The following is a 25,971-nucleotide window of genomic DNA, read 5'->3' as shown; positions in this document are numbered from 1 at the left end:
GGGGCCGATGGTAAAAGGCGTAATCGTACTGGCCGCCGGTGGAACGGGTGGCCATCTCTTTCCGGCGGAAGCGCTGGCGCATGAATTGAAGGCACGCGGATGGGACGTCCATCTGGCGACCGATGCGCGCGCGCAGCGTTTCGCGGGTGCCTTCGCGGAAGATCATGTTCATGTCATTCGTTCGGCAACAATTGCAGGCCGCAACCCGATAGCGCTCCTGAAGACGTTCTGGTCACTATGGCAGGGCAATCTCGATTCCCGTAAATTGTTCCGTCGGCTGAAGCCCAAACTCGTCGCGGGCTTTGGTGGCTATCCGACACTGCCGCCGCTCTATGCCGCGAGCAACATGAATATCCCGACGATGGTGCACGAGCAGAATGCCGTCATGGGCCGCGCCAACAAAGGGCTTGCAGGTCGCGTGAAAGCAATTGCTGGTGGTTTCCTGCCCGAGACCGGCGGGGTCTATGCCGAAAAAACGGTCACGACCGGCAATCCTGTGCGTCCTCCAGTTCTGGCCGCGGCTGAGACTTCTTACAAGCCGGTCAAGGCGGATGAACGTTTCCGCCTGCTGGTTTTTGGCGGTAGCCAGGGCGCGCAGTTCTTTTCGACTGCCATTCCCGCTGCCGTGGCTTTGCTGCCAGAGAACGACCGGGCGCGGCTTCTGATCACCCAGCAGGCCCGCAAGGAAGACGAAGCCGCTGTGCGCGAAGCTTACAAGAAGCTTGGTGTTCCCGCTGATGTTGCGCCGTTTTTCAACGATATGCCAGCACGCATGGCGGATGCCCAGTTCGTGATTTCGCGGTCCGGTGCTTCGACCGTTTCGGAGATCACGGTGATTGGTCGCCCGGCCATGCTGGTGCCGTTTCCGCACGCGCTCGATCACGATCAGGCAGCGAACGCAGCAGCGCTCGCGGCTGTCGGCGGCGGTGAGGTCGTTCGCCAGTCGGAATTGTCGCCAGAACGCTTGGCCGCGATACTCCAGGCTGCGATGAATGAGCCACAGCGCCTCGAAGCACAAGCAAAAGCTGCAAAAAGCGTTGGTAAGCCGGATGCAGCGCAGTTGCTTGCTGATCTGGCAGAGGCTATTGCAGCAGGTAAATCTGTTCAGGAATTCAAAGAAGGAACTCGGCCATGAAAATGCCGCTGAATATCGGGCTTGTCCATTTCATCGGAATTGGCGGCATCGGCATGAGCGGTATTGCCGAAGTGCTGCACAATCTCGGCTATCATGTACAGGGCTCTGACCAGTCCGACAGCGCCAATGTGCAGCGCCTGCGTGAAAAAGGCATTGAGGTCTTTGTCGGCCACAAGGCTGAAAACATCGGCGATGCCGAAGTTGTTGTCGTTTCGACGGCGATCAAGAAGAACAATCCCGAGCTGGTTGCTGCACGCGAAAAGCTGCGGCCCATCGTGCGCCGCGCCGAAATGCTGGCCGAACTGATGCGCTTCCGTCATGCGGTCGCGATTGGCGGCACCCATGGCAAGACCACCACGACATCCATGGTTGCGGCCTTGCTTGATGCCGGGCACCTCGATCCAACCGTTATCAATGGCGGTATCATCAATGCCTATGGCACCAATGCCCGCATGGGCGATGGTGACTGGATGGTGGTGGAAGCGGATGAAAGCGACGGCACGTTCCTCAAGCTTCCTGCCGATATTGCGGTCGTCACCAATATCGACCCGGAACATCTCGATCATTACGGCAATTTCGACGCTGTGCGTGCGGCTTTCGCGCAGTTTGTCGAGAATGTTCCCTTCTATGGCTTTGGCGTGATGTGCCTTGATCATCCCGAAGTGCAGGCTCTGGTGAGCCGCATCGAAGACCGCCGCATTGTGACTTATGGCCAAAACCCGCAGGCTGATGTGCGTTTTGTCAATCACCGCATGGATGGTGCTGCGAGCCTGTTCGATGTCGTGATCCGTTCGCGCAAGGGCGAGGCAACCGAGATCAAGGATCTGCGTCTGCCGATGCCGGGCCAGCACAACGTATCCAATGCGACGGCAGCAATCGCCGTTGCGCATGAGCTGGGTATCGCGGCCGACGATATTCGTCGTGGCCTTGGTTCGTTCGGCGGTGTGAAACGTCGCTTTACCCATACGGGCACGTGGAACGGCGTCGAGATATTCGACGATTACGGCCATCACCCGGTTGAAATCCGCGCCGTGCTGAAAGCTGCACGTGAAGCCACAAAAGGTCGTGTGGTCGCCATTGTGCAGCCCCACCGCTATACGCGTCTGGCAAGCCTCTTTGATGAATTCGCGGCATGTTTCAACGATGCCGATACGGTTATCGTAGCGCCGGTCTATACGGCTGGCGAAGACCCTATCGAAGGCGTCAATTCCGAGGCGCTCGTATCGCGCATCAAGACCGCAGGTCATCGCGATGCGCGCTATGCCAGCGGGCCAGAAGCACTGGCACCGCTGGTTGCTTCGATAGCGGAGCCGGGCGACTTCGTGGTCTGCCTCGGCGCAGGCAATATTACGCAGTGGGCATATGCGCTGCCGAAAGAACTGGCTGAACAGGGTAAGAAGTAAGATGGAAAGCGGCGAGACGCTTCTGAAGAAGCTCGACGGCAAATTGTCGGGCTTGCGTGGTCGGCTGACGCCCGATGCCGGCATGGACAAAATCACCTGGTTCCGCGCTGGCGGACCGGCACAGGTTCTGTTTCAGCCTGCCGATGAAGAAGACCTCTCCTCATTTCTGAAGGCTGTGCCGGAAGAGGTACCGATTCTCGTGGTTGGCATCGGCTCCAACCTGCTCGTGCGCGATGGCGGTGTTCCAGGCTTTGTCGTGCGGCTTTCCGCAAAAGGCTTCGGTGAAGTCGATCAGGTTTCTGAGACGCAGCTGCGGGCAGGCGCGGCGACGCCTGACAAGCGCGTGGCCGCAGCGGCGCTGGAAGCGGGGCTGGCTGGCTTCCACTTCTACCATGGCATACCCGGCGGCATGGGCGGGGCTTTGCGCATGAATGCAGGCGCCAACGGCGTGGAAACGCGCGAGCGCGTCGTGGAGGTTCGCGCCCTTGATCGCAAGGGCGAGGTGCATGTGCTTTCCAATGCGGATATGGGCTACGCGTATCGGCATTCCTCAGCATCGCCGGATCTGATTTTTACCTCTGTCTTGTTCGAGGGAACTCCCGGCGAGCATGAAGCGATCAAACAAGCCATGGACGAGGTGCAGCATCATCGTGAGACGGTGCAGCCTGTACGCGAAAAGACAGGCGGCTCGACCTTCAAGAATCCGGAAGGCACATCGGCCTGGAAGGAAATCGACAAGGCAGGTTGCCGCGGTTTGCGCGTCGGAGGCGCGCAGATGTCCGAAATGCACTGCAATTTTATGATCAATACAGGCACCGCAACGGGGCACGATCTGGAGACTTTGGGCGAAACGGTTCGCGCCAGAGTTTTTGAAAATTCGGGTATTCGCCTTCATTGGGAAATCAAACGTCTCGGTTTGTTCCGCGAGGGCGAGCCGGTTGAAGAGTTTCTTGGAAAATTTTGATAAAAAAGTTGCCCGGATTTTCTACCTGATATTCCGGGCTTTTTTGCCTTCACAAGCGACGCGTAAGGTTCGTCCCTTTCTATAGGGTCTTGTCACGGAATCAATCCTCTGATTCTTTAGGGTTAACCACACAGTGATTTGATTCGGCAGGATTTTCCTGCCGCGGGTGCCTGCGGCCTTTGCTGCTGGGTTACTCGGATTCTGTTTAATTGATGCGCAGGGGATTGCGCAGAGGGGATGCTAACATGACGGGAAAGCACGTCGCCGTTTTGATGGGCGGTTTCTCTTCGGAGCGCCCGGTCAGCTTGTCCTCCGGAACGGCTTGCGCTGCGACCCTTGAAGAGCGCGGCTATTGCGTGACGCGTATTGATGTGGATCGCAATGTTGCCAGCGTTCTTGCCGAACTGAAGCCCGACGTTGCGTTCAATGCGCTGCATGGCCCTTTCGGTGAGGATGGCGCTATTCAGGGCGTTCTCGAATATCTCCAGATTCCCTACACGCATTCGGGTGTGCTCGCATCGGCGCTCGCCATGGACAAGGACCGCGCCAAGAAGGTTGCGGCTGCTGCCGGTGTTGCTGTTGCTTCCTCGCTTCTGCTCAACCGTTTTGAGATCGGCACTGAGCATCCGATGGAGCCGCCTTACGTGGTCAAGCCTGTTCGCGAAGGTTCGAGCTTTGGCGTCGTGATCGTCAAGGAGGATCAGACGCATCCGCCGCAAATCATCAGTTCGGCTGAGTGGAACTACGGTGCCGAGGTTCTGGTCGAAAAATACATTCCCGGCCGGGAATTGACCTGTGCCGTGATGGGTGACCGCGTCATGGACGTGTGTGAGATCATTCCGGTCGGTCATCAGTTCTACGATTATGATTCAAAATATGTTGCAGGCGCGTCATCTCACGTGTGTCCGGCAAAAATTTTACCAAATATTTACCAAAAAATACAAACAATGGCCCTTACGGCGCATCGGGCAATCGGGTGTCGGGGCGTAAGCCGGTCAGACTTCCGTTTCGACGATCGTTTCTCTGATGATGGCGAAGTTATCTGGCTGGAAATCAATACCCAGCCGGGGATGACTCCTACCTCGCTCGTGCCTGATATCGCCAAAGCGGCTGGTATCTCTTTCGGTGAATTGTTGAGTTGGATGGTGGAGGACGCGTCTTGTTTGCGTTGAACGGAAAATCGGACGGATATGGGCGCTCGGGCTCGATGCGGGATGCATCGGGAGCGACGGGTGCTGCTTTTGTCCTGCCGCGTTTCCTGCGCAAGCCGTTTCGCTTTGCTGCTCGCCTTTTCCAAGGCAATGTAAATATTCCGCGCCATGCAGGCACTGTCGGCATGCTGGGTTTCCTTGGTGCTACCGGCCTTTATGGCATGGCGGTTGGCGGTCACACGCCGGAGGTGGTCAAGGCGACTGCTTCCACACTCGGTTTCGCAATTGAGGATATAAAGGTCGTCGGCAACAACGAGACGTCCGATATCGATATTCTGGGTCAGCTCGATCTCGATGGCGAGACATCTCTCGTCGGTCTGAGCGCTGAAGAAGCGCGCCAATCCATCGACAAGCTGCCATGGGTTGAAAGCGCAGAAGTTCGCAAGGTTTATCCTGGTACGGTTCTTGTCTCGTTGCATGAACGCAAGGCGTTCGCCATCTGGCAAAACGACAAGGATTTGGCGCTGATCGACGCCGCCGGCGATACCATCGTTCCGTTCCGTCCGGGCCGTTACAATTCGTTGCCGCTCGTCGTGGGCGAGGGCGCGGAAAAGAAGGTCAAGGGCTTCGTTGATGAAATCGCTGCCTATCCGGGTCTGGCCGGAAAGGTTCGCGCCTACATCCGTGTCGGCGACCGTCGCTGGGATCTGCTTCTGGATAATGGCGTGCGCATCATGCTGCCGGAAACCGATCCGCTGAAGGCGCTCGCGCAGGTCGAGAAGCTCGATCAGGACCAGCATCTTCTGTCGCGCGATATCGCTGCGGTCGATCTTCGTCTCGATGATCGCGTGACTGTTCAATTGACTGCGAGTGGCATGGAGCAGCGCCAGAAGTTTCTGGCAGAGCGTAAAAAAGAACTATCCCGCACGGGGAAGCGCGTATGAGTATTCTGGGCGGCAAGGGATCATCACAAGGCGGAGCTGCAGGGCGCAAGGTGCGCCTGTTAACGGTTCTGGATGTTGGATCGAGCAAGGTTTCCTGCGTCATCGCACGGTTGCGTCCGCATGAAGGCGGCGCACTGCTGCCAGGTCGCACGCACCGTATGGAAGTGCTCGGCATCGGCCATCAGCGTTCACGCGGCGTCAAGTCGGGCGTCATCATTGATCTGGATGCGGCAGAGCAGTCGATCCGCCTTGCGGTCGATGCAGCTGAGCGCATGGCTGGTCTGACCGTCGATAGCCTGATCGTCAATATTTCAGCCGGTCGCCTCAAGAGCGAAACCTTCACGGCAAGCGTTAATCTGGGCGGCCATGAAGTCGAGCAGACCGATATTCGCCGCGTACTGGCTGCCGGTGCCAAGCAGGCGCTCGCAGCCGAGCGTCACCTCGTTCATTCGCTTCCGGTCGGCTATACGCTCGATGGCGAACGCGGTATTCGCGATCCGCTCGGCATGCTGGGCGACAGCCTTGGCGTCGATATGCATGTGCTGACTGCCGATGCAGCGCCACTGCGCAATCTGGAGCTTTGCATCAATCGCTGCCATTTGTCGGTGGAAGCCATCGTTGCAACGCCTTATGCCAGCGGTCTTGCCGCTCTGGTCGGCGACGAAGCTGAAATGGGCGCGGCCTGCATCGATATGGGCGGCGGCACGACGACGATCTCCGTCTTCTCCGAAGGCAAGTTCATTCACGCCGATGCAGTGGCAATCGGCGGCAATCACGTGACGATGGATGTGGCTCGCGGCTTTTCCACCCGGATGGAAGATGCCGAACGTCTGAAGGTTATGTATGGCTCCGCTCTGCCGAGCGCTGCCGATGACCGCGATCTCATCTCCGTTCCGCCCATCGGCGACGATGAGCGTGATGTACCCAATCAATATCCGCGCTCGGTGCTGACGCGGATTATCCGTGCAAGAGTGGAAGAGACGCTGGAACTGGTGCGCGACAGGCTTAACCAGTCAGGTCTTGGACATATTGTCGGCAAGCGTGTGGTTCTGACCGGCGGCGCAAGCCAGCTGCCAGGAATGCCAGAGGCAGCCAGGCGAATCCTTGCAAGAAATGTACGAATCGGGCGTCCTCTAGGAATAGCGGGATTGCCTGAGGCGGCTAAGGGGGCAGCTTTTGCCGCGACCGTTGGACTTCTGATTTACCCGCAGGTGGCCGGGATAGAAGAGCGGTCGGTGAAAGCGGCTTCCTCCGGTCTCATGACCGGTACGGGTGGGCGCATTCAACGTGTCAGCCAATGGCTGAAAGAGAGTTTCTGAGTAGTAAGTATTGTGTAAGCTGTTGAAATAGCGTGTTGAATTATTGGGGCGTGACCATCTGGGTAACAACCAATCCACACCGCGGCGGCGAAGCGGTGGTAAGGCTTAAGAGGAACAAGGACCTATGACTATCAATCTGCAAAAGCCGGATATCACCGAGCTGAAGCCCCGCATCACCGTATTCGGTGTCGGCGGCGGCGGCGGCAATGCGGTCAACAACATGATCAATGCCGGTCTGCGCGGCGTGGATTTCGTCGTGGCCAACACCGACGCTCAGGCTTTGACGATGTCGAAGTCCGAACGCATGATCCAGCTCGGCGCTGCCGTTACAGAGGGTCTTGGTGCTGGTTCCCAGCCAGAAGTTGGCCGTGCGGCTGCTGAAGAGTGCATCGACGAAATCGTCGATCACCTGAATGGCACGCATATGTGCTTCGTGACCGCCGGTATGGGCGGCGGCACCGGCACCGGCGCTGCTCCGGTCGTGGCGCGCGCTGCCCGTGAACGGGGCATCCTCACCGTTGGCGTCGTGACCAAGCCTTTTCATTTCGAAGGCGCCCGCCGCATGAAGACTGCCGATCTCGGCATCGAAGAACTGCAGAAGAACGTCGATACGCTTATCGTCATTCCGAACCAGAACCTCTTCCGCATTGCCAACGACAAGACCACCTTCGCCGATGCTTTCGCAATGGCTGACCAGGTGCTTTATTCGGGCGTTGCCTGCATCACCGACCTGATGGTCAAGGAAGGCCTCATCAATCTCGACTTCGCTGACGTTCGTTCGGTGATGCGCGAAATGGGCAAGGCCATGATGGGTACGGGCGAAGCTTCCGGCGAAGGCCGTGCAATGGCTGCTGCCGAAGCTGCAATCGCTAACCCGCTGCTCGACGAAACCTCGATGCGCGGCGCGAAGGGCCTCCTGATCTCGATCACCGGTGGTCGCGACATGACCCTGTTCGAAGTCGACGAAGCTGCTACGCGTATTCGCGAAGAAGTCGATCCGGATGCGAACATCATCCTTGGCGCAACCTTCGACGAAGGCCTCGAAGGCGTCATCCGCGTTTCTGTCGTCGCTACCGGTATCGATAAGCAGTTAGGAGACGCGGCGCCTGCGCCGCTGGAATTTCGCCAGCCGGTAAAGCAGACTGCACAGGCGAAGCCAATGGCTCCGCATGGCGCACTTCGTCCTCCAGTTGTTGAACAGCCGCGTCAGGTCGATCCGATTGCCCAGGCGATCCAGTCTGCCGAAGCTGAAATTCCAGCCGCACCGGCAGCTCCTGCGGCTTCTGCTGAGCCGGAATTCCGTCCGCAGAGCCGCATTTTCCAGGCTCCGGCACCGGAGTCCTTCGAACGCGCTCCGGTTGCCCGTGCACCGATGCCGCAGGCACCGGCAGGTCATCAGGCAGCACAGCCACAGGCCTACCAGCAGCCGCAGATGCATGAACAGCCGGTTCGTGAACCGCGTCCTGCTCCGCGCATGCCTGCCGTTTCGGATTTTCCGCCGGTTGCACAGGCTGAAATCAATGCCCGTCGTGCTCCGCAGCAGCCTGCACAGGAAGAGCCGCGCGGCCCGATGAGCCTCCTGAAGCGCCTGACTCATGGTCTGTCGCGTCGTGAGGAAGATCAGCCTGCAGCCCGTCTGGAACCGGCTCAGCACCGTGAACCTGGCATGCGTCCGGCTGAACGTCGCGCTCCGCAGCAGGACTCGTCCATCTACGCACCGCGTCGCGGCCAGCTTGATGATCAGGGTCGTCCGCAGCCGCGTGCAGCTTCGGAAGAAGATCAGCTCGAAATCCCGGCCTTCCTGCGCCGTCAGTCGAACTGAGCCATTTCGGTGAGTGAATAGGAAAGCCGCGGGTAACCCCCGCGGCTTTTTCGTTTCAGTAAACAAAATCAAAACATTCGTAAGAAAGCGTGATTTTGTTCAAGTCATGCAAATTATTATTTTAATTGTAACGGGGTATGGTTCGGGCAGCACGAGTTTGTGAACCCTCTGTATTTCCTGTCGCAATTTTAGCTATATCTATCCATATAGACGCAAAGAATTGCGAAATGGGCTGTGTTGAAATTCCGTTTAAACGGCCTGTATTCATTTTATTCAGCAGATTGGAACTCTCTTGAGCGCTTATCAAAAGACAATTGGTCGTGCGGTTACGCTTTCGGGCGTCGGCGTTCATGGCGGAGCTCCAGCTTCGGCGACGTTTTTCCCGGCCGATGCCGATACGGGAATCGTATTCCAGCGTTCAGATCTGAAGGGAAAGGCGCCGGAAGTGCGCGCCCATGTCTCACAGATTGGCGCAACAGACCTCTGCACGTCGCTCGGACCGAAAGAATCCAAGATTGACACAGTCGAGCACCTGATGGCGGCGGTCGCTGCGCTGGGCATTGATAACCTTGTCGTTGAAATTGATGGTCCTGAAGTTCCCATTCTCGACGGCACTTCTGCTCGTTTCATCGAAGCTTTCGATGAGGCAGGTATCGTCACGCAGGAAGCGAAGCGCCGCTTTATCCGTATTCTGAAAACGGTTCGCGTCGAAGCTGGCGGTTCCTGGGGTGAATTCCGCCCCTTCGCCGGTACGCGGTTTGAAGTCGAGATCGACTTCGAATGCCCGCTGATCGGTCGGCAGAAATTTGCAGACGACGTGGACGAAGCGACTTTCCGCAAGGAGCTTTCCACCGCGCGGACGTTCGGTTTCATGAAGGATGTGGAACGTCTTTGGGCCTCCGGCCATGCGCTTGGCTCGTCGCTCGACAATTCGCTTGTCATTGGTGACGACAATTCTGTCATCAATCCGGGCGGGCTGCGTTTCAAGGACGAATTCGTTCGTCACAAGACGCTCGATGCCGTCGGCGATCTGGCACTTGCCGGTCTGCCGTTCATTGGCTGTTTCCGGTCCTACCGCAGTGGTCACAGGCTGAATGCGGAAACGGTGAAGGCGCTGCTGTCGGACAAGACGGCGTTCGATATCGTCGAGGCTTCGGGTGTTCGCCAGAACTCGAGAGCATCGGATTTCGTTGCTGTGAAGCCGAATATAGCGGCTCCATGGGCGCTCTAAATTTAGCCAAGAAATAGTATGTATCGGCGCATGGCCTTAATTGAGCCGTGTTCGCCGGTTCACCTCACAATTGAGTCGGTGCGCCGTTCTACGGTGGATTGATCGGGGAGCAACTACCCATACGGGTAGCCAATACCGGGGACAATTCACACTGGTTACGCGTTTCGATACGCCGTCCGGCGGATTCAGACCACTAGACGATTGCCGATTTCGCCTGCATGTGGTTTATGGACGGCCAAAACAGCGTCAGCTATGTTCGTACATTCGCTGAAGCTGAATGATTTGTATGGATGGAGCTGCCGTGCAGTGCTAGAAGCACGCAACTCCAAACAGGAATGACGCTGTCAGAAGGCCGGAGACCGCATGACGAGTTTCAAATTCAAGGGTGTGACGAAAACCGCGCTGCTGACTGGCGCTATCGCCGTTCTTATCCCGCTCGCCGGTTGTGCCAGCAAGGACGACGACATCGATCTCACCAAGTATGTCGAGACGATTGATCCTGCCGACAAAACCTACAATGAAGGTCTCGCCAATCTGGACGCAGGTCGCCTTGATGAAGCTGCGAAGAAGTTCGCCGCCGTCGATCGCCAGCATCCCTACACGGAATGGGCACGCAAGTCGCTCGTGATGGCTGCCTTCACCAACTACCGCAAGGGCAATTACGAAGAAGCGATCTCGATGGCGAAGCGTTACAACACGCTTTACCCGACTTCGCCTGAATCGGCCTATGCCTATTACATCATCGGTCTTTCCTACTTCCGCCAGATTCCGGACGTGACCCGCGATCAGGCTGCAAGCCGTCGCGCAATCGCTGCGATGCAGGAAGTGGTCGATCGTTTCCCGGATTCCGAATATACGGATGATGCCAAGGCCAAGATCCGTTTCGCCCGCGACCAGCTCGCTGGCAAGGAAATGCAGGTTGGCCGCTATTATCTGGAACGCAAGGAATACCTTGCCTCTATCAAGCGCTTCCGCGGCGTTGTGGAGGAATATTCCAATACCCGTCAGGTGGAAGAAGCACTGGCTCGTCTCGTCGAAGCCTACTATGCGCTTGGCTTGACGTCGGAAGCCCAGATGGCCGCTTCGGTTCTCGGCAAGAACTATCCGGACAGCCCGTGGTACAAGGACAGCTACAAGCTTCTGCAGAGCGGTGGTCTTGAGCCACGCGAAAACGGTAATTCGTGGCTGGCCAAGGCTTCGTCGCTCATCACCGGCGGCGGCTCATAAGCTGATTCTCACATGCTGTCGCACCTGTCGATCCGCGATATTGTTCTGATTGAAAGGCTCGACATCGAGTTCAAGACAGGCTTGTCCGTACTTACCGGTGAAACCGGGGCGGGCAAGTCTATTTTGCTTGATTCGCTTTCTCTGGCGCTTGGCGCGCGTGGCGACGCCTCGTTGGTGCGTCATGGTGCCGATCAAGGGCAGGTGACTGCAGTGTTCGATGTGCCGGGCGCACATTCTGCCCGGGTTTTTCTGCGCGATAACGGTTTTGACGATGATGGCGACATCATTCTGCGCCGCCTGCAGATGGGCGATGGTCGCACGCGTGTCTTCATCAACGATCAGGCGGCGAGCGTCGCGCTCCTTCGTGATCTCGGACGCAGGCTGGTGGAAATCCATGGCCAGCATGACGACCGCGCGCTGATCGATACCGATCTTCACCGTACATTGCTGGATGCTTTTGGCGGTCTCGAGCCAGAGGCCGCAGTGGTTCGCGAGCGTCACAAGGCTTGGCGCGATGCGGAAACAGCACTTGCCAAGCATCGTGCCCGCGTCGAGCAGGCCGAGCGTGAAGGCGATTACCTGCGCTCTTCGGTTGAAGAACTGACCAAGCTCGATCCGCAACCCGGCGAGGAAGAAGAACTCGCCGAGCGCCGTGCGATCATGATGAAATCCGAAAAGATCGCCGGTGACGTGAACGAAGCTGGCGAGTTGCTCTCGGGGCAGGGATCACCTGTACCGACGCTGGCGAGCCTTGTGCGCCGTCTGGAGCGCAAGATTCCGGAAGCACCGCATCTGCTGGAGCCGGTTTGCAGGGCAATCGATGAGGCGCTTAACAGTCTGGCTCTTGCGCAGGACGGCATAGATCATGCCATGCGCGAGATCGATTTCGATCCGCGCGTGCTGGAACAGGTCGAGGAACGGCTTTTTGCTTTGCGCGCTGCCGCACGCAAATATTCTGTCGCGGTGGAGGGATTGCCTGCGCTGCGCGACAAGATGGATGCTGATCTCGCCGACCTGGACGCTGGAGCGGAAAAGCTGATCCAGCTTGAAGGTCAGGCGAGCGAAATGCGGGCGGCCTATGACACTGCGGCGGCTAAGCTTTCCGGTTTGCGCAAGGAGACGGCGGAGCATCTGAAGGCTGCCGTAATGGCTGAACTGCCTGCACTGAAGCTTGAGCGTGCTGAATTCATCGTTGAAATGTCAACTGATGCGCAAGCGCGGGCGGCGGAAGGCATCGATACGGTTGAATACTGGGTGCGCACCAATCCGGGCACGCGGGCCGGGCCGATGATGAAGGTCGCTTCGGGTGGTGAGCTTTCACGTTTCCTGTTGGCACTGAAGGTGGCGCTTGCGGATCGCGGTTCTGCTCCGACGCTCGTATTCGATGAAATTGATACCGGCGTGGGCGGTGCGGTGGCAGATGCCATCGGGCAGCGCCTTGCACGGCTTTCCGGGCGCGTGCAGGTGCTTTCGGTCACACATGCGCCGCAGGTGGCGGCGCGTGCTTCCACGCATTTCCTGATTGCCAAGTCTGCGACCAATGAAGACCGTATGTCTACCTCGATCCGTTCCATCGGGGTGGATGAGCGGCAGGAAGAGATTGCCCGCATGCTGGCCGGTGCCAGCATTACCGACGAAGCGCGCGCAGCAGCAGAACGCCTGCTGGCCGAGAATTGAGCATTTCCAGCAAAAGTGCGAAGCGTCTACGCGGGGAAATCAGTCCACTGGACTGATTTCTGATTCCGCTTCGATGCGTCGGATAATGCGTACAAACAAAGAGATAGTGCGCTCGTCTCCTGACATGACGCTGTCAGGGGATATGCATGTTCGTAATGTCGGGTCGGTGTAGGCGCGATGCCATTTCTTGGCTATGTTGAGCAAAATTGAATCAGCAGGTTTTGCTCCGCTTATGACCGATACTCCCGTCGAAAAACTGACTGAACCTGAAGCCGCTTCAGAACTGGAACGGCTGGCGCTTGAAATTGCGCATCACGATGAGCTTTATCATGCCAATGACCGGCCAGAGATTTCGGATGCCGAGTATGATGCGCTAAAGCGGCGTAACGATGCGATTGAAGCGCGCTTCCCGCATCTGGTGCGGACAGACAGCCCGTCCTTGCGTGTTGGTACAGCACCTGTTTCCAAATTTGCGCAGGTTGTTCATGCACGCCCGATGCTTTCGCTCGGCAATGCGTTTTCAGACGATGACGTCCGCGATTTCGTGGGCAGTGTCTATCGCTTCCTGGGGCCGCTGCCGGATAATTCCATTGCATTTACCGCTGAACCGAAGATCGATGGGCTTTCCATGTCGATCCGTTACGAGAATGGAATTCTGATTAGCGGCGCGACGCGCGGTGACGGCACAACCGGCGAGAATGTCACGACGAATATCCGCACCATTGCTGAAATTCCGAACCGGCTTCCGGCTGGAGCGCCTTCCGTCGTTGAAGTACGCGGTGAGGTCTATATGGCCAAAAGTGACTTCCTCGCGCTCAACGAACAGATGGCCGCTGAAGGCAAGCAGACTTATGTGAACCCGCGCAACACGGCAGCAGGTTCCCTGCGCCAGCTCGATGCCAAGGTGACGGCGAGCCGCAAACTGAAATTCTTTGCCTATGCCTGGGGTGAGATGTCGGACATGCCTGCCGATACGCAGATGGGTATGGTTGAGGTTTTTCGCGAATGGGGTTTCCCGGTCAATCCGCTGACGAAGCGGCTTCACGGTGCAGATGAATTGCTTGCGCATTACCGTGCTATTGGCCTTGAGCGCGCCGAACTCGATTATGACATTGATGGCGTCGTCTATAAGGTTGATCGGCTCGATCTGCAGACACGGCTCGGTTTCCGTTCCCGCAGCCCGCGATGGGCGATTGCGCACAAGTTTCCGGCAGAACAGGCGCTGACGATCTTGCGCGGCATCGACATTCAGGTCGGGCGCACCGGCGCGCTGACGCCAGTGGCGCGGCTGGAGCCGATCACTGTCGGTGGCGTGGTCGTGACCAATGCGACGCTGCACAACGAGGACTATATCAAGGGTATCGGCCTCAAGGGTGAGCGTATTCGTGCTGATGAGCATGATATTCGCGTCGGCGATACGGTTATCGTGCAGCGCGCAGGTGATGTGATCCCGCAGATTGTCGATGTTGTACTGGAAAAGCGCCCGGCCGATGCCTCGCCGTTCCATTTCCCGCATGAATGCCCGGTCTGTGGCAGCCATGCCGTGCGTGAAGAGGGCGAGGCGGTCTATCGCTGCACCGGCGGCCTGACCTGTGCTGCGCAGGCGGTCGAGCGCATTCGTCATTTCGTATCGCGCAATGCGTTCGATATTGAAGGCCTTGGCGAAAAGCAGGTCGAATTCTTCTTCCATGCCGAAGATGACAAACTGAAGATCAAATCGCCTGCGGATATCTTCACGCTGCAACAGCGACAGGCTGAATCGCCTCTCAAGAAACTGGAGAACATTGAAGGTTTCGGCGCGACTTCCGTGAAGAAGCTTTATGATGCGATCAATGATCGGCGCGAGATTGCCCTGCATCGCTTTCTGTTCGGCCTTGGTATCCGTCATGTTGGTGAGGTGAATGCCAAGCGCTTTGCGCGCGCCTATCTGTCTTATGCTGCCTTTGAAGAAGCTGCTCTGGAAGCAGTTCCGCCAAAAGAGGGTGACCGCACCGACAAGGGCAATGAAGCCTGGCAGGAACTGATTGCCGTTGAGGGCATCGGTTCCATCGTTGCTGAAGCTGTCGTGGATTTTTATGCGGAGCCGCATAATCGCGAAGTATTGGACAACTTGTTCAAAGCAGGAGTGACTCCTGTAGACGAAGTTGCACTCGTATCGACCGGTTCGCCGGTCGAAGGCAAGACGGTGGTATTTACCGGCAGTCTGGAACGTATGTCGCGCGATGAGGCGAAAGCCATGGCCGAACGCTATGGAGCAAAGACAGCCGGATCGGTTTCGAAAAAGACCGATCTTGTGGTGGCCGGACCGGGCGCTGGTTCCAAACTCGCCAAGGCATCCGAGTTGGGCATCGAAGTCATCGATGAAGACGCCTGGTTTACACTGGTCGGAGAAGAATAATGGCCCCGTTCAGCGGTTTTGGTGAAAAAGCGATCCCGTTTCTGAAAGCTCTGGATTTTCACCAGAATCGCGAATGGTTCGTAGAGAACAAGGATCTTTTCGAGCAGCAGCTGAAGGAACCTCTTGGAGATCTTGTCGAGGAATTAACGGGTCGTTTTGAAAAAGCCGGTCTGCCGTTCAAGGGCGATCGGGTGAAATCGCAGTTCCGCATCAAACGGGATACGCGGTTTTCCAAGGACAAGGCCCCCTATAACCGTCACCTGTCTGCGCTGCTGTCGCAATCGGGTACAAAATGGGACGAGAGCGGCTGCTTCTATGTCTGCATCGGCCTGCCGGGTGTCCGCGACTGCTACGCCTGTGTGGCTTGGTGGGGGCCAAAGAAGGAACTGCTTCTGGCTATACGCACGGCCATTGCCGAGAAGCCGGAAGAATTCCGCGCCATGGTCGCGAAACTCAAGAAAAACGGTTTGAAAATCAGCGACTACGACCGGCTGAAGCGCACGCCGCGTGGTTTTGAGGCCGTGACCGATGATGATTTGCTGGAAGCAATTCGCAATCGGCATTTCTCGGTGCGGATAGAAATCGACCCTGAAACGATTACCCGCGCTGATCTGGCAGATCGTCTTGTCGACTTCACCGAACGGGCTCGCCCGCTTGTGGACTGGATGCACAAAATCGAAAAGACAGTTCCGCAACAATCATGATCGTTCATGAATGCATCAGCTGGATTTATGAGTGATGCGCAAATGCGGCATTCCTGTTTAATAGTATGATTTTTTGGGAAATCATATTCCAACAGGCCCCAGAATTTCCTAACTACTCTTCATTCGGAGGAGTGAATATTCGTGGATCAGACTTTTCGGCCCGTACGGGCTTCAGCGCGCGCCGATATTATTGACGGTGTCCGGCGCGGACTTCCGCTTGTCGTTGCCGGAGCGCCCTTTGGCTTGCTGTTCGGTGCGCTTGCTGTCGATAACGGATTGTCGCTCGCGGAAGCGGTGTTCATGAGCTCCATCATCTATGCCGGGGCCAGCCAGATGGTCGGGCTTGATCTTTTCGGCCAGAACATAGCGCCGTGGATGATCGTCATGTCGATTTTCGCGGTTAATTTTCGGCACGTGCTTTATTCGGCGAGTACTGGACGCCGTATTCGTCATTTCAAGCCATGGCAGAAGGCGCTGGCCTTTTTCGTACTGGTCGATATCCAGTATGCGGAGGTCGAGCAACGGGCGGAGGCTGGCAAACCGGTCACTTTCGTCTGGTATATGGCACTCGGGCTTACATTCTATGTCACCTGGGTGCTTGAAGCACTGATCGGCGGACTGTTCGGCAATCTGATTACAAACCCCTATGCCTTCGGCATCGACTTTCTGCTGCCGATCTATTTCCTCGGCATGGTGATGAGCTTTCGTCATCGGCAGAACTGGCTACCGGTCGTCATCGTCAGTGCGATTTCAGCCGTGGCGGCCTACAAGTTCGTGGGATCTCCGTGGCATGTTTCGCTGGGCGCACTTGGCGGCATTGTTCTTGCGGCGATTATTGCCAAGCCACGCGAAGGGGAGGCGTAAATGTCCACCACGATTTGGATCATTCTCGTAGGCGCGCTCTGCACCTATCTCACCCGTATTGGCGGGCATCTGGTCCTGTCACGCTTCAGCCGTGTGCATTACCGGGTGGAAGCGGCGCTCAACGCCGTGCCTGCAGCCGTTCTGACGGCTATTGTGGCGGCACCTGCTTCGGATCACGGCTGGCGGGAACTGCTGGTACTTGCGGTCTGTATAGTGCTTTCGTTGCGGCTCAGCATGATGACCATGTTCTTTGCAGGCGTAGCGCTTTTGATCGCGCTACGCCATTTCACGGTGTGAATGCATTATCAAAGCGGCGCGGTTGCCGCTTCAAGCCATTTGCGTTCAGCGTCCTTGAGGTGGCCTGACAGCTTCTCGCGCACGCTGGCATGGTAGCTGTTCAGCCAGTCGATTTCTTCCTGCGTGAAAAGCGACTTGTCGATCAGGCGCCGGTCGATAGGGCAGAATGTCAGTGTCTCGAAGCCCATCATCGGAATGTCGCCACCTTCCGGCACTTCCGGTTCGGTGACGATGATGAGGTTTTCGATGCGGATGCCGAATGAACCGGGTTTGTAATAGCCCGGTTCATTGGAAAGGATCATGCCTGGCAGCAGTTCCTGCGCGCCCTTTTTCGAAATGCTCTGTGGGCCTTCGTGCACTGACAGGTAGGAGCCGACGCCGTGGCCGGTTCCGTGCGCATAGTCGAAACCATGCTTCCATAATGCGATGCGCGCCAGAACGTCGATATCCTGCCCGCGTGTGCCTTTCGGGAAGCGAGCCGTCGTGATCGCAATCACACCTTTCAACACGAGCGTGAATGCCTTGATCGTATCTGGCGTTACCTTGCCGATGGGGACGGTGCGGGTGATATCGGTAGTTCCGTCGCGATATTGTGCGCCGGAATCGACCAGATATAGCTCGCCATCTTCAAGCGTTCTGTTGGTGTCGGTATTGACGCGATAATGGATGATTGCGCCGTTCGGCCCCGCACCGGAGATCGTGTCGAAGGATATGTCTTCCAGCGGCATTTGGAAGTCGCGCCCGGCATCGGCACGCGATTCTTCCAGCTTCTGCGCTGCGCTGATTTCATCGATTGTGCCGGGCTTCTGGCCGTCGACCCATGAGAGGAAATTGACCATAGCCACACCGTCGCGCTCATGGGCGGCGCGTGAGCCATCAAGTTCAGCCTTGTTCTTGATTGCGCGTGGAATACGGGCAGGGTCTTTGCCTTCGATCACACTGCCGCCTGCGCTGGTGACAACGAGGCGGAGCTGCTCAGCCGCAAGAGTCGGGTCTAGAAGAATAGCTTCTGCCTTGGCCGCGAGAGCACTGAGATGCCCTTCCAGATCGCTCGGTGCCGAGAGCTTGGCGAGCTGGGTCAGATAGGCGCGCGGTTCAATGGCAAGTTTGCGTTCATCGATGAAAAGCTCTGGCTCACCCTTCGCAGGAATGATGGCAAAGCTTAGCGGAAGCGGCGTGTTGGATACGTCCTTGCCGCGGATATTAAACACCCATGCGACTGATGACGGGTCAGTCAGGACAGTTGCGCTGGCGCCGCTTGCGGTAACGGCTGCCTGTATTTCCTTGATCTTGTCTTCCGCTTCATGTCCTGCGAAACGGGCCGGCTGAATTGTGACCTCTGCCGTTGGCACTTCAGGCTGATCGTCCCATACGGCGTCGACAAGATTGGTTTCGACCGGGACCAGCTGACCGCCCTGAGCCTCCAGTGCTTCACGTAAATTGCGGGCTTCGGAAATGGTATGGAGCCAAGGATCGAAGCCGATATGCAGGCCCTTGCCGTTTTCTGCCAGCCAGGAAGCCGGCGGATTTGTAACGAGGCTTTCATAGGAGAAGACCTTGGGGTCCGTCTGGGCGCGGACCTGCAGTTCATAACGCCCATCGACGAAGATATAGGCGCTATTCTTGAGGACGAGCGCGGCACCGGCCGATCCGGTGAAGCCGGTCAGCCAGGCAAGGCGCTGCGCATGGGGCGGAACATATTCACCCTGATGCTCGTCTGCGCGAGGAACCAGAAATCCGTCAAGGCCAAGTTCGGCCATTTTCGCGCGCAGCTTCGCAACGCGTGGGCCGCCATTGGCCGGATTTGTGGTGACGTCGAAACTCTGAAAAGCCATAGGTTTAACTCGCTCAAAACAGGAATACGCCGTGGTTCAAACGGCCTGTTATTTCAGATGAATTGCTACCCAGCCTTCGCGATGCAGCGTCTTTTGGTGGGCGAGTCCCTGTGCCTGATAGGCAGCAAGCACTGCATCGTGTTGACTGTCAAGTATTCCGGAAAGAACGATGGAACCGCCGGATGCCAGATGCTCCTTGAGGGAAGGTGCCAGCTCGATAAGCGGATTGGCAAGAATGTTGGCGACGATCAGGTCGAATGGCGAATAGGAACGGAAGATCGGGTGGCCGAAGCCTTCCGCCGTTGCCGTAACGATATGTTCTGCCACACCGTTCTTGGCGGCATTTTCTGCGGCGACGGTGACAGCGACAGGATCGATATCGGTAGCCAGTACAGGAATGGGAGCGAGCTTGGCTATGGCGATGGCAAGAACAGCGCTGCCGGTGCCAAGGTCGAGCGCATTGGTCGGATGTTCGCCGTTGACAGTTTCCTCGATCAGTTCAAGGCATCCTGCCGTCGTTCCGTGATGGCCGGTGCCGAAGGCAAGACCAGCATCGATTTCAATGGGGATGTCGCCTGCTTCGATCTTGTCGCGATCGTGCGAGCCATGGACAAAGAAATGCCCGGCTCTGACAGGCTTCAGACCTTCCAGCGAATGCGTGACCCAGTCGATGTCGGGCAGTTCTTCAACGGAGAAAATGTCCGCACCCACCAACGCATCGATCCGCTTGGCGACATCTTCGGCATCGTCCTCGACATAAACCGACACCTCGAAAATCTGCCGGTCTTCATCGATTTCGGTGATAGCGATGGGGAAGCCGTCTTCCTCGAAAGCCTGTTCGAGAATGTTGTAGACGCGCTCGGCTTCTGCCTTATCCGCCGAAAAGAAAAGTCGTGACTGGGCCATGAAGTAATAAAGCTCTCTATCTTTGAGAGTCTGTACCAAAAGCCGACCTGTATGGCTGCAAATGGCAATTTTTCTGCGTTCCGGTGCTCATGTAGCTTTCTCTGGTGCATAGTCTTATCCGTAAAGTCTGCAACTTTTCGGGACCATGCTCAGAAGTACATTGCGCTCCGGTACTCGAAAATCACCATTTTCGCACACACATGCCGCTTTTTGATTCAGGCTCTGACGCATTTCCGATGGAAATGCTTCGTAGATTCTATTTAGCTCTTTGCAGCGCCTTTGGCCAGATTCTTCAACTTTTCCAGAGCCGTATCCGGGTTTTCCTGATAGGCGATTGTGCTGCGGAAGCGACCGCCTTTGTCGAGCAGAAATACCGATGCTGTATGATCCATCGTATATTCGCCGTCTTCGCCCGGAACCTTCTTGGCATAGACGTGGTAGGATTTGACCATATCAGCAATATTCTGTGGTGTACCGGTGATGCCAATGATGCGGTCGGAAACGTTACCGACATAGGTCTTCATGACTTGCTGTGTGTCGCGTTCCGGATCAACGGTGATGAAATAAGCCTTGATGTCACTGGCTTCTGGCCCAAGCTGCTTCAGCCAGCCATCAAGCTCATAGAGCGTGGTGGGGCAGACGTCCGGGCAATGGGTGAAGCCGAAAAAGATTGCTGCTGGCGCAGCGCGCAGGTCATTCTCGGTGAAAGGCGTGCCATCCATGGTCACAAGGTTAAGCGGACCGCCGAAGGGTTCTTTAGCCGCTTCCTTGTCTCGGAAAAGATTGAGACCCGCAGCGCCGACGATAACGACGATGAAGGCGATGATGAAGATGGGCAGGAATTTTTTCATGTCCAGTCAGCCTTGAATTTCCGTACGCGCCTTGATGCGCTGATCAACAATCTATCTTTTCTTTATGCGCTGCAGAACGGTCGATATAGCCGCATCCTGCATCATGAAGAGCATGGCGGTAATGTACGGCCATTTGCTCAATTTTCAATAATTTCTGAAACTTTTGACTATTTGTCGCGCGGTGGATAATGGCTCTTCGCACAGTTTGGCTCCTGTCTCATCCGCGTGACCAAAGTTGAACAGCTTCTTCGTTCTTTCTTTTTGCAAGAATGATTGAACTGATATATTTCGGTCATAAAATTGCAATTTCTTGTGAGAGCAATATTGGAAGTCGATTACGTAATCGCTTGGGTTGACGGGCAGGATCCCGCGCATATGGCTGCCAGAAAAAGGTTCGCGCCAAATTCTGATCGCACGCATTTCGAAGCCGTTACAAACGAACGTTATCTCGATAATGGCGAGATTTATTATAACATCGCTTCCGTCATCAAATTCGCCCCGTTCATCAAGCGCATTTTCATCATCACCGATCATCAGAAGCCCCGTTTCCTCGATGCATTCAAGCATGAGGGCAAATGTGATGCTTCTTTTATCCAGATCGTATCACATGATGATATTTTTGATGGTTTGCCGGCTGCTCGCCCTTCGTTCAACGCCCGCGCTATTGAAGGTGCGATGTGGCGGATACCCGGGCTGTCGGAGCATTTTATTTATTCCAACGACGATTTCTTCGTGAATGCTCCGCTGACAGTATCCGATCTTTATGAGAACGAGCGCCCTGTTCTTCATGGCGATTGGGTGCGACCTGAAAACACACGCTGGAAGTACAAGCTGCGCCATTTGCTTGGCAAGATATCGCGGTATGAATATACGTTTCCGAAATTCCGCATGGCGCAATGGAAAGGCGCTGTCACTGCTGGCATGAAGGATCGATTCATGTCGATCCATCATCACCCACATCCGTTGCGGCGCAGCACGCTGGCGGCTTTTTTCACCGAACGTCCCGATGTTCTGAATCGGCAGGTCGGTTTTCGATATCGCGATATCGAACAGTTCAATACGGTTGCTCTCGCCAATCATCTGGAGATTTTGCGGCACAAAGCTTCTGTTCGTCCGGCGAGAGAACTGGCTTATCTGGATTTTGTCCAGGAAAAACATTGGGCGGAAGAACTTGAGGCGATCGAGGCCGGTTCAGCGCCCTTCGGCTGCGTGCAGGGTTTTGAGCGTTTCGAGCCCGCTTTTCGAGCCCAAATTCACCAGGCCCTCATTGCGAAGTTTGACGATGTTCTGCCGAATGTTATCAAGGATTATCTTTCCGGCGAGCAAGATAGTTCGCAGGAAGCGGCTTAAGCAGTTCGTTCCAGAGCTGACTGCGCTGCAGGGAAGCTTGAGGTGAGTTTGCAATGATGTCGTCAGATGATCTCCGTTTCCAGAACAGCGAACCCCGCATTCATTCGACGGCTCAGCTGAAATCCGTCAAGCTGGGACGGTATGCCGATATTGGCGAGCGTGTGATTCTTCGTGAAGTCACGGTCGGCGACTTCACTTATTTCGAGCGGAACGGCGAGGGAATCTATGCCGAGATCGGCAAGTTTTGTTCAATTGCTGCGAATGTTCGCATCAATGCTCTCGAACACCCGATGGAGCGGCTCACGACTCATAAAGTCAGTTATCGACCGAATGAATATTTTCGTTATCTGGGCGTTGATGGCGAGTTCCGGGCAAGCCGTCAGGAGCAGCGCGTGATCATCGGTAACGATGTATGGATCGGCCACGGCGCGGTCATCACACCGGGCGTTCAGATTGGCCACGGTGCCGTGATTGGCGCGAATGCGGTCGTGACGAAGAATTTGCCACCCTATCATGTGGTCGGCGGTGTTCCCGCTCGTTTCATCCGCAAACGCTTCGATAATGCTGTCATAGACCGACTGCTCGAACTCGAATGGTGGAACTGGTCGGTGGAAAAGCTCTATGAAGCGGTTCCAGACATCCAGACGCTCGAAATCGAGGCGTTTCTGGAAAAGTGGAGCGGCTGAATTCCGGCTCTTGCAAAGCCGCAATTGTTTACCCACCTTGGCATCACAACAGTTCTGGAGGCTGGAAGATATGGTCGGACTGAAGCGTTTTGCCGGGTTGTTGCTTGCTCCCATGTTGGTCGTTGCGGCTTCGGCCGCTCCGGCTGAAGAAGTTGGCAAGGTTGGCGTCGACTGGCTTGGAAACGATATCGTCATCGATGCGGTACAGGACCCGAAAGTGCAGGGCGTAACCTGTCATCTGGCGTCGTTTTCGCGCGGCATGATCGACCGGCTGCAGAAAGGCAACTGGTTTGAGGACCCGTCCAATGCGTCCATCTCTTGCGAGCAGACAGGGCCGATCACTATCGCAGATATCGATCTCGGTAAGGGCGGGGAACGGGTGTTCTCCGAGCGTACAAGCTTGATCTGGAAGAAGCTTGTCATCACGCGCATATACGACAAGACAAACAATACTCTGCTCTATCTCGCCCATGCGACACAGGTTCAGGACGGTTCAGCGAAAACGTCGCTTTCAACCGTGCCGCTTTACAAGGGTGACGTCACATGGGCAAAGGGCAAGCCGGAATAATCCGGCTGCCCTGATCCTTCATCTGTGATGGAAACTAGATCGGCTGGACGAAACTATCGAGAACGCGCTTCTGTCCGGCCTTGTCGAAATCGATGGTCAGCTTGTTGCCGTCAATAAGCGAAATCGTTCCGTTGCCGAACTTGATATGGAACACGCGGTCGCCCGCCTTGAAGGCCGATGGCTTGTCGGCCACTGACTTAGCCACCAGTTCACCGTCAATCGTGCGTCCCTTGATGGAGCCACGACCAGCTCCAAAACCGGAATCGGTCTCGCCATAGCCGATGCGTTCCACTTTGCTGCCCGAACGAGAACCCCAGTTGTTACGGGTGGCATCGGAGCGATTCTGCTGCGCGCGCTGCCAGCCGGGTGTCGAATAGGAATTCTGGAATGGATCAGCCTTGTCGAAGCGGGACTGTCCATAGCCTCCGCCATAACCGCCGTAATTGCCTTCCAGTTCGGCCACTTCCACATGCGCTTCCGGTAGTTCTTCCAGAAAACGGGAAGGAATGGTCGATTGCCACATGCCGTGGATGCGTCGGTTGGAAACGAACCAGATATGCAGGTTTTTCTTGGCGCGGGTCACGCCGACATAGGCGAGGCGGCGCTCTTCCTCAAGGCCGGAACGCCCGCCTTCATCAAGCGCGCGCTGGTGCGGAAACAAGCCTTCTTCCCAGCCGGGAAGAAAGACGGTTTCAAATTCCAGACCTTTGGCCGAATGCAGCGTCATGATGTTGACGGCATCCAGATCCTCATTCTGCTCGGCGTCCATCACGAGTGCGACATGCTCAAGGAAACCGCGCAAGCTTTCATATTCCTCCATGGAACGGATCAGTTCCTTGAGGTTTTCAAGCCGGCCTGGTGCTTCTGCCGATTTGTCATTCTGCCACATGGCCGTATAGCCGGATTCATCAAGGATGGTTTCGGCCAGTTCGGTATGCGGCGTGTTGTCGATCAGGGACTGCCAGCGCAGGAAATTCTCGACCACTTCGCGCAGTGCGGAGCGTGGCTTCGGCTTCAATTCCTCGGTTTCAATGAGATCGCAGGCCGCGGAAAACATCGAAATATCGCGTGCACGTGCATAGTCATGGATCTGGCGGATCGCGGCTTCGCCCAGACCACGCTTAGGCGTGTTGATGATGCGTTCCAGCGCCAGATCGTCGGCCGGTTGTGCAACGACACGCAGATATGCCATCGCATCACGGATTTCGAGCCGCTCGTAGAAGCGTGGGCCGCCGATGACGCGGTAATTAAGGCCGAGCGTGACAAAACGGTCTTCGAATTCACGCATCTGGAAAGAAGCGCGGACGAGGATCGCCATGTTGTTGAGGAGATGCCCCTGACGCTGGGCCTGCTCAATGGCTTCGCCGACAGCACGGGCTTCCTCTTCCGAGTCCCAGGCCGCATGAACTTTGACCCGTGGATCGTCCGGATTGGGTGCTTCGGTAAACAGCGTTTTGCCTAGGCGACCCTCGTTATGTGCGATCAGGTGGGCGGCTGCACCGAGGATATGCGCTGTGGAGCGGTAATTGCGCTCAAGCTTGATGACGACTGCGCCCGGAAAATCCTTTTCGAAGCGAAGAATATTGTCCACTTCTGCTCCGCGCCAGCCGTAAATCGACTGATCGTCGTCGCCGACGCAACACAGATTGACTTTATCTCCGCTCACGCCGAATTCGCTGCGCTCATCGGTCCTGCGGGAGGCTTCGGATGCCTTGGCGGGCTGTACCGGCGAGCCTCCGTCCTGCGTTGGTGCTGTCGTTCGTGATTTTGGTCGCTGCGCCAACAGACGCAGCCACAAATATTGCGCCGTATTCGTATCCTGATATTCGTCCACCAGAATGTAGCGGAACTTCGCGTGATATTCGCGCAGGATATCCGGATGATTGCGGAAGATACGGATCGGATGCAGCAGAAGATCGCCGAAATCGCAGGCATTCAATGTGCGCAGGCGCTCCTGATAGGCCTGATAAAGCTCGCGTCCGCGACCATTGCCGAATGAGCGCGCATCGCCTTCCGGAATATCGGATGGCCCGAATCCCTTGTTCTTCCAGCCATCGATCATGTTGGCGAAGGTGCGGGCAGGCCAGCGCTTGTCATCAAGCCCTTCAGCCTGAATGAGCTGCTTGATAAGCCGGATCACGTCGTCGGTGTCGAGGATCGTGAAATCCGATGTCAGATTTGCAAGCTCCGCATGGCGACGCAAAAGCTTGACACCGATCGAGTGGAACGTGCCGAGCCACGGCATGCCTTCGACTGCGCCTCCGACCAGATGACCGATACGCTCCTTCATTTCGCGCGCGGCCTTGTTCGTGAAAGTCACGGCGAGAATCTGGCTTGGATAGGCAAGGCCGGTGGTCAGAATATGTGCAATACGCGTTGTCAGAACGCGCGTTTTTCCCGTGCCCGCACCGGCAAGCACCAGAACAGGACCTTCCGTCGTCAGGACTGCCTGACGTTGCTCGGGGTTCAACCCTTTCAGGTAATCAGGCTCGCCACGCTGCTGGTTGCGTGCTGCCATGGCACGTGCGGCAATGCCACCGGGAGCAGGCGTGCGGCCTGCCGGAGCGTCGTCATCGCCGAAAAACGGCATATCGTCGGGAAAGTCAGACATTTGACCCGAATGTAATGATTCGTGGCTG

Annotated in this window: 21 protein-coding genes; 17 read left to right on the top strand and 4 right to left on the bottom strand. The window is 56.5% G+C overall.

Annotated elements, in window-relative coordinates; translation table 11 throughout:
* Positions 1-7: 7 nt before the first annotated feature.
* The 14 genes from murG (at position 8) to CES86_RS06010 (ending at position 17,136) form a co-directional block, all read left to right on the top strand.
* Positions 8-1,135 carry an undecaprenyldiphospho-muramoylpentapeptide beta-N-acetylglucosaminyltransferase gene (gene murG, locus CES86_RS06080; RefSeq protein ID WP_094513921.1) on the top strand — a complete coding sequence of 376 codons (1,128 nt, stop codon included), beginning with the start codon at positions 8-10 and terminating at the stop codon, positions 1,133-1,135.
* A complete protein-coding gene (gene murC / locus CES86_RS06075) occupies positions 1,132-2,538 on the top strand; it encodes a UDP-N-acetylmuramate--L-alanine ligase (RefSeq protein WP_094513919.1) in 1,407 nt (468 codons plus the stop codon). Before murG ends, murC begins: the two co-directional genes overlap by 4 nt.
* A gap of 1 nt (position 2,539) precedes the next feature.
* On the top strand, positions 2,540-3,502 hold the full coding sequence (gene murB, locus CES86_RS06070) for a UDP-N-acetylmuramate dehydrogenase (RefSeq protein ID WP_094513917.1): 963 nt from the start codon (positions 2,540-2,542) through the stop codon (positions 3,500-3,502).
* A gap of 245 nt (positions 3,503-3,747) precedes the next feature.
* Positions 3,748-4,674 (top strand): D-alanine--D-alanine ligase, encoded by a 927-nt coding sequence (locus CES86_RS06065; RefSeq protein WP_012091751.1) that lies wholly within the window; start codon positions 3,748-3,750, stop codon positions 4,672-4,674.
* Positions 4,662-5,597: a cell division protein FtsQ/DivIB gene (locus CES86_RS06060; protein ID WP_040129183.1), complete on the top strand. Its 936-nt coding sequence runs from the start codon at positions 4,662-4,664 to the stop codon at positions 5,595-5,597. Before CES86_RS06065 ends, CES86_RS06060 begins: the two co-directional genes overlap by 13 nt.
* A complete protein-coding gene (ftsA, locus tag CES86_RS06055) occupies positions 5,594-6,916 on the top strand; it encodes a cell division protein FtsA (RefSeq protein WP_012091753.1) in 1,323 nt (440 codons plus the stop codon). The genes CES86_RS06060 and ftsA overlap by 4 nt, the downstream gene beginning before the upstream one ends.
* A 124-nt stretch (positions 6,917-7,040) precedes the next feature.
* Positions 7,041-8,738 carry a cell division protein FtsZ gene (gene ftsZ, locus CES86_RS06050; RefSeq protein WP_012091754.1) on the top strand — a complete coding sequence of 566 codons (1,698 nt, stop codon included), beginning with the start codon at positions 7,041-7,043 and terminating at the stop codon, positions 8,736-8,738.
* 292 nt (positions 8,739-9,030) lie between these two features.
* Entirely contained in the window at positions 9,031-9,969 is a 939-nt protein-coding gene (lpxC, locus tag CES86_RS06045; protein ID WP_012091755.1) for a UDP-3-O-acyl-N-acetylglucosamine deacetylase, read from the top strand.
* Between the two features lie 363 nt (positions 9,970-10,332).
* Complete coding sequence (locus CES86_RS06035) at positions 10,333-11,196, top strand: outer membrane protein assembly factor BamD (protein WP_010659737.1); 864 nt, start codon at positions 10,333-10,335, stop codon at positions 11,194-11,196.
* Positions 11,197-11,208: 12 nt separating this feature from the next.
* Positions 11,209-12,873: a DNA repair protein RecN gene (gene recN / locus CES86_RS06030; RefSeq protein WP_094513915.1), complete on the top strand. Its 1,665-nt coding sequence runs from the start codon at positions 11,209-11,211 to the stop codon at positions 12,871-12,873.
* A 232-nt stretch (positions 12,874-13,105) separates the two neighbouring features.
* Positions 13,106-15,271: an NAD-dependent DNA ligase LigA gene (gene ligA / locus CES86_RS06025; RefSeq protein WP_094513936.1), complete on the top strand. Its 2,166-nt coding sequence runs from the start codon at positions 13,106-13,108 to the stop codon at positions 15,269-15,271.
* Positions 15,271-15,975 carry a DUF2461 domain-containing protein gene (locus CES86_RS06020; protein ID WP_094513913.1) on the top strand — a complete coding sequence of 235 codons (705 nt, stop codon included), beginning with the start codon at positions 15,271-15,273 and terminating at the stop codon, positions 15,973-15,975. Before ligA ends, CES86_RS06020 begins: the two co-directional genes overlap by 1 nt.
* Positions 15,976-16,116: 141 nt before the next feature.
* Positions 16,117-16,839: an AzlC family ABC transporter permease gene (locus CES86_RS06015; RefSeq protein WP_094513911.1), complete on the top strand. Its 723-nt coding sequence runs from the start codon at positions 16,117-16,119 to the stop codon at positions 16,837-16,839.
* On the top strand, positions 16,840-17,136 hold the full coding sequence (locus CES86_RS06010; protein WP_012091761.1) for an AzlD family protein: 297 nt from the start codon (positions 16,840-16,842) through the stop codon (positions 17,134-17,136).
* A gap of 8 nt (positions 17,137-17,144) precedes the next feature.
* On the opposite strand, the gene CES86_RS06005 is transcribed toward CES86_RS06010, so the two are convergent.
* The 3 genes from CES86_RS06005 to CES86_RS05995 all read right to left on the bottom strand — a co-directional run bounded on the left by CES86_RS06005 (position 17,145) and on the right by CES86_RS05995 (position 20,728).
* Positions 17,145-18,971: an aminopeptidase P family protein gene (locus CES86_RS06005; RefSeq protein ID WP_094513909.1), complete on the bottom strand. Its 1,827-nt coding sequence runs from the start codon at positions 18,969-18,971 to the stop codon at positions 17,145-17,147.
* Between the two features lie 48 nt (positions 18,972-19,019).
* Positions 19,020-19,877, bottom strand: a complete 858-nt coding sequence (locus tag CES86_RS06000; protein ID WP_094513907.1) for a 50S ribosomal protein L11 methyltransferase — start codon at positions 19,875-19,877, stop codon at positions 19,020-19,022.
* A 260-nt stretch (positions 19,878-20,137) separates the two neighbouring features.
* On the bottom strand, positions 20,138-20,728 hold the full coding sequence (locus CES86_RS05995; RefSeq protein WP_094513905.1) for an SCO family protein: 591 nt from the start codon (positions 20,726-20,728) through the stop codon (positions 20,138-20,140).
* Between the two features lie 375 nt (positions 20,729-21,103).
* Here CES86_RS05995 and CES86_RS05990 point away from each other — a divergent pair, with 375 nt between their 5' ends.
* The 3 genes from CES86_RS05990 to CES86_RS05980 all read left to right on the top strand — a co-directional run bounded on the left by CES86_RS05990 (position 21,104) and on the right by CES86_RS05980 (position 23,332).
* A complete protein-coding gene (locus CES86_RS05990; protein WP_012091764.1) occupies positions 21,104-22,078 on the top strand; it encodes a hypothetical protein in 975 nt (324 codons plus the stop codon).
* Between the two features lie 53 nt (positions 22,079-22,131).
* The gene (locus CES86_RS05985; RefSeq protein WP_012091765.1) at positions 22,132-22,764 is read left to right on the top strand and encodes a DapH/DapD/GlmU-related protein; all 633 of its coding nucleotides are present in this window, start codon (positions 22,132-22,134) and stop codon (positions 22,762-22,764) included.
* Positions 22,765-22,834: 70 nt separating this feature from the next.
* Positions 22,835-23,332 (top strand): CreA family protein, encoded by a 498-nt coding sequence (locus CES86_RS05980; RefSeq protein WP_010659748.1) that lies wholly within the window; start codon positions 22,835-22,837, stop codon positions 23,330-23,332.
* Positions 23,333-23,366: 34 nt separating this feature from the next.
* On the opposite strand, the gene CES86_RS05975 is transcribed toward CES86_RS05980, so the two are convergent.
* Positions 23,367-25,943, bottom strand: a complete 2,577-nt coding sequence (locus CES86_RS05975) for an ATP-dependent helicase (protein WP_094513904.1) — start codon at positions 25,941-25,943, stop codon at positions 23,367-23,369.
* Positions 25,944-25,971: the final 28 nt, after the last annotated feature.

The organism is Brucella lupini, from assembly GCF_002252535.1.
In the GTDB taxonomy this organism is placed as follows: Bacteria; Pseudomonadota; Alphaproteobacteria; order Rhizobiales; family Rhizobiaceae; genus Brucella; species Brucella anthropi.
Note: the sequence above shows the minus strand (reverse complement) of the source record. Positions and strands in the feature narration are given on the sequence as shown.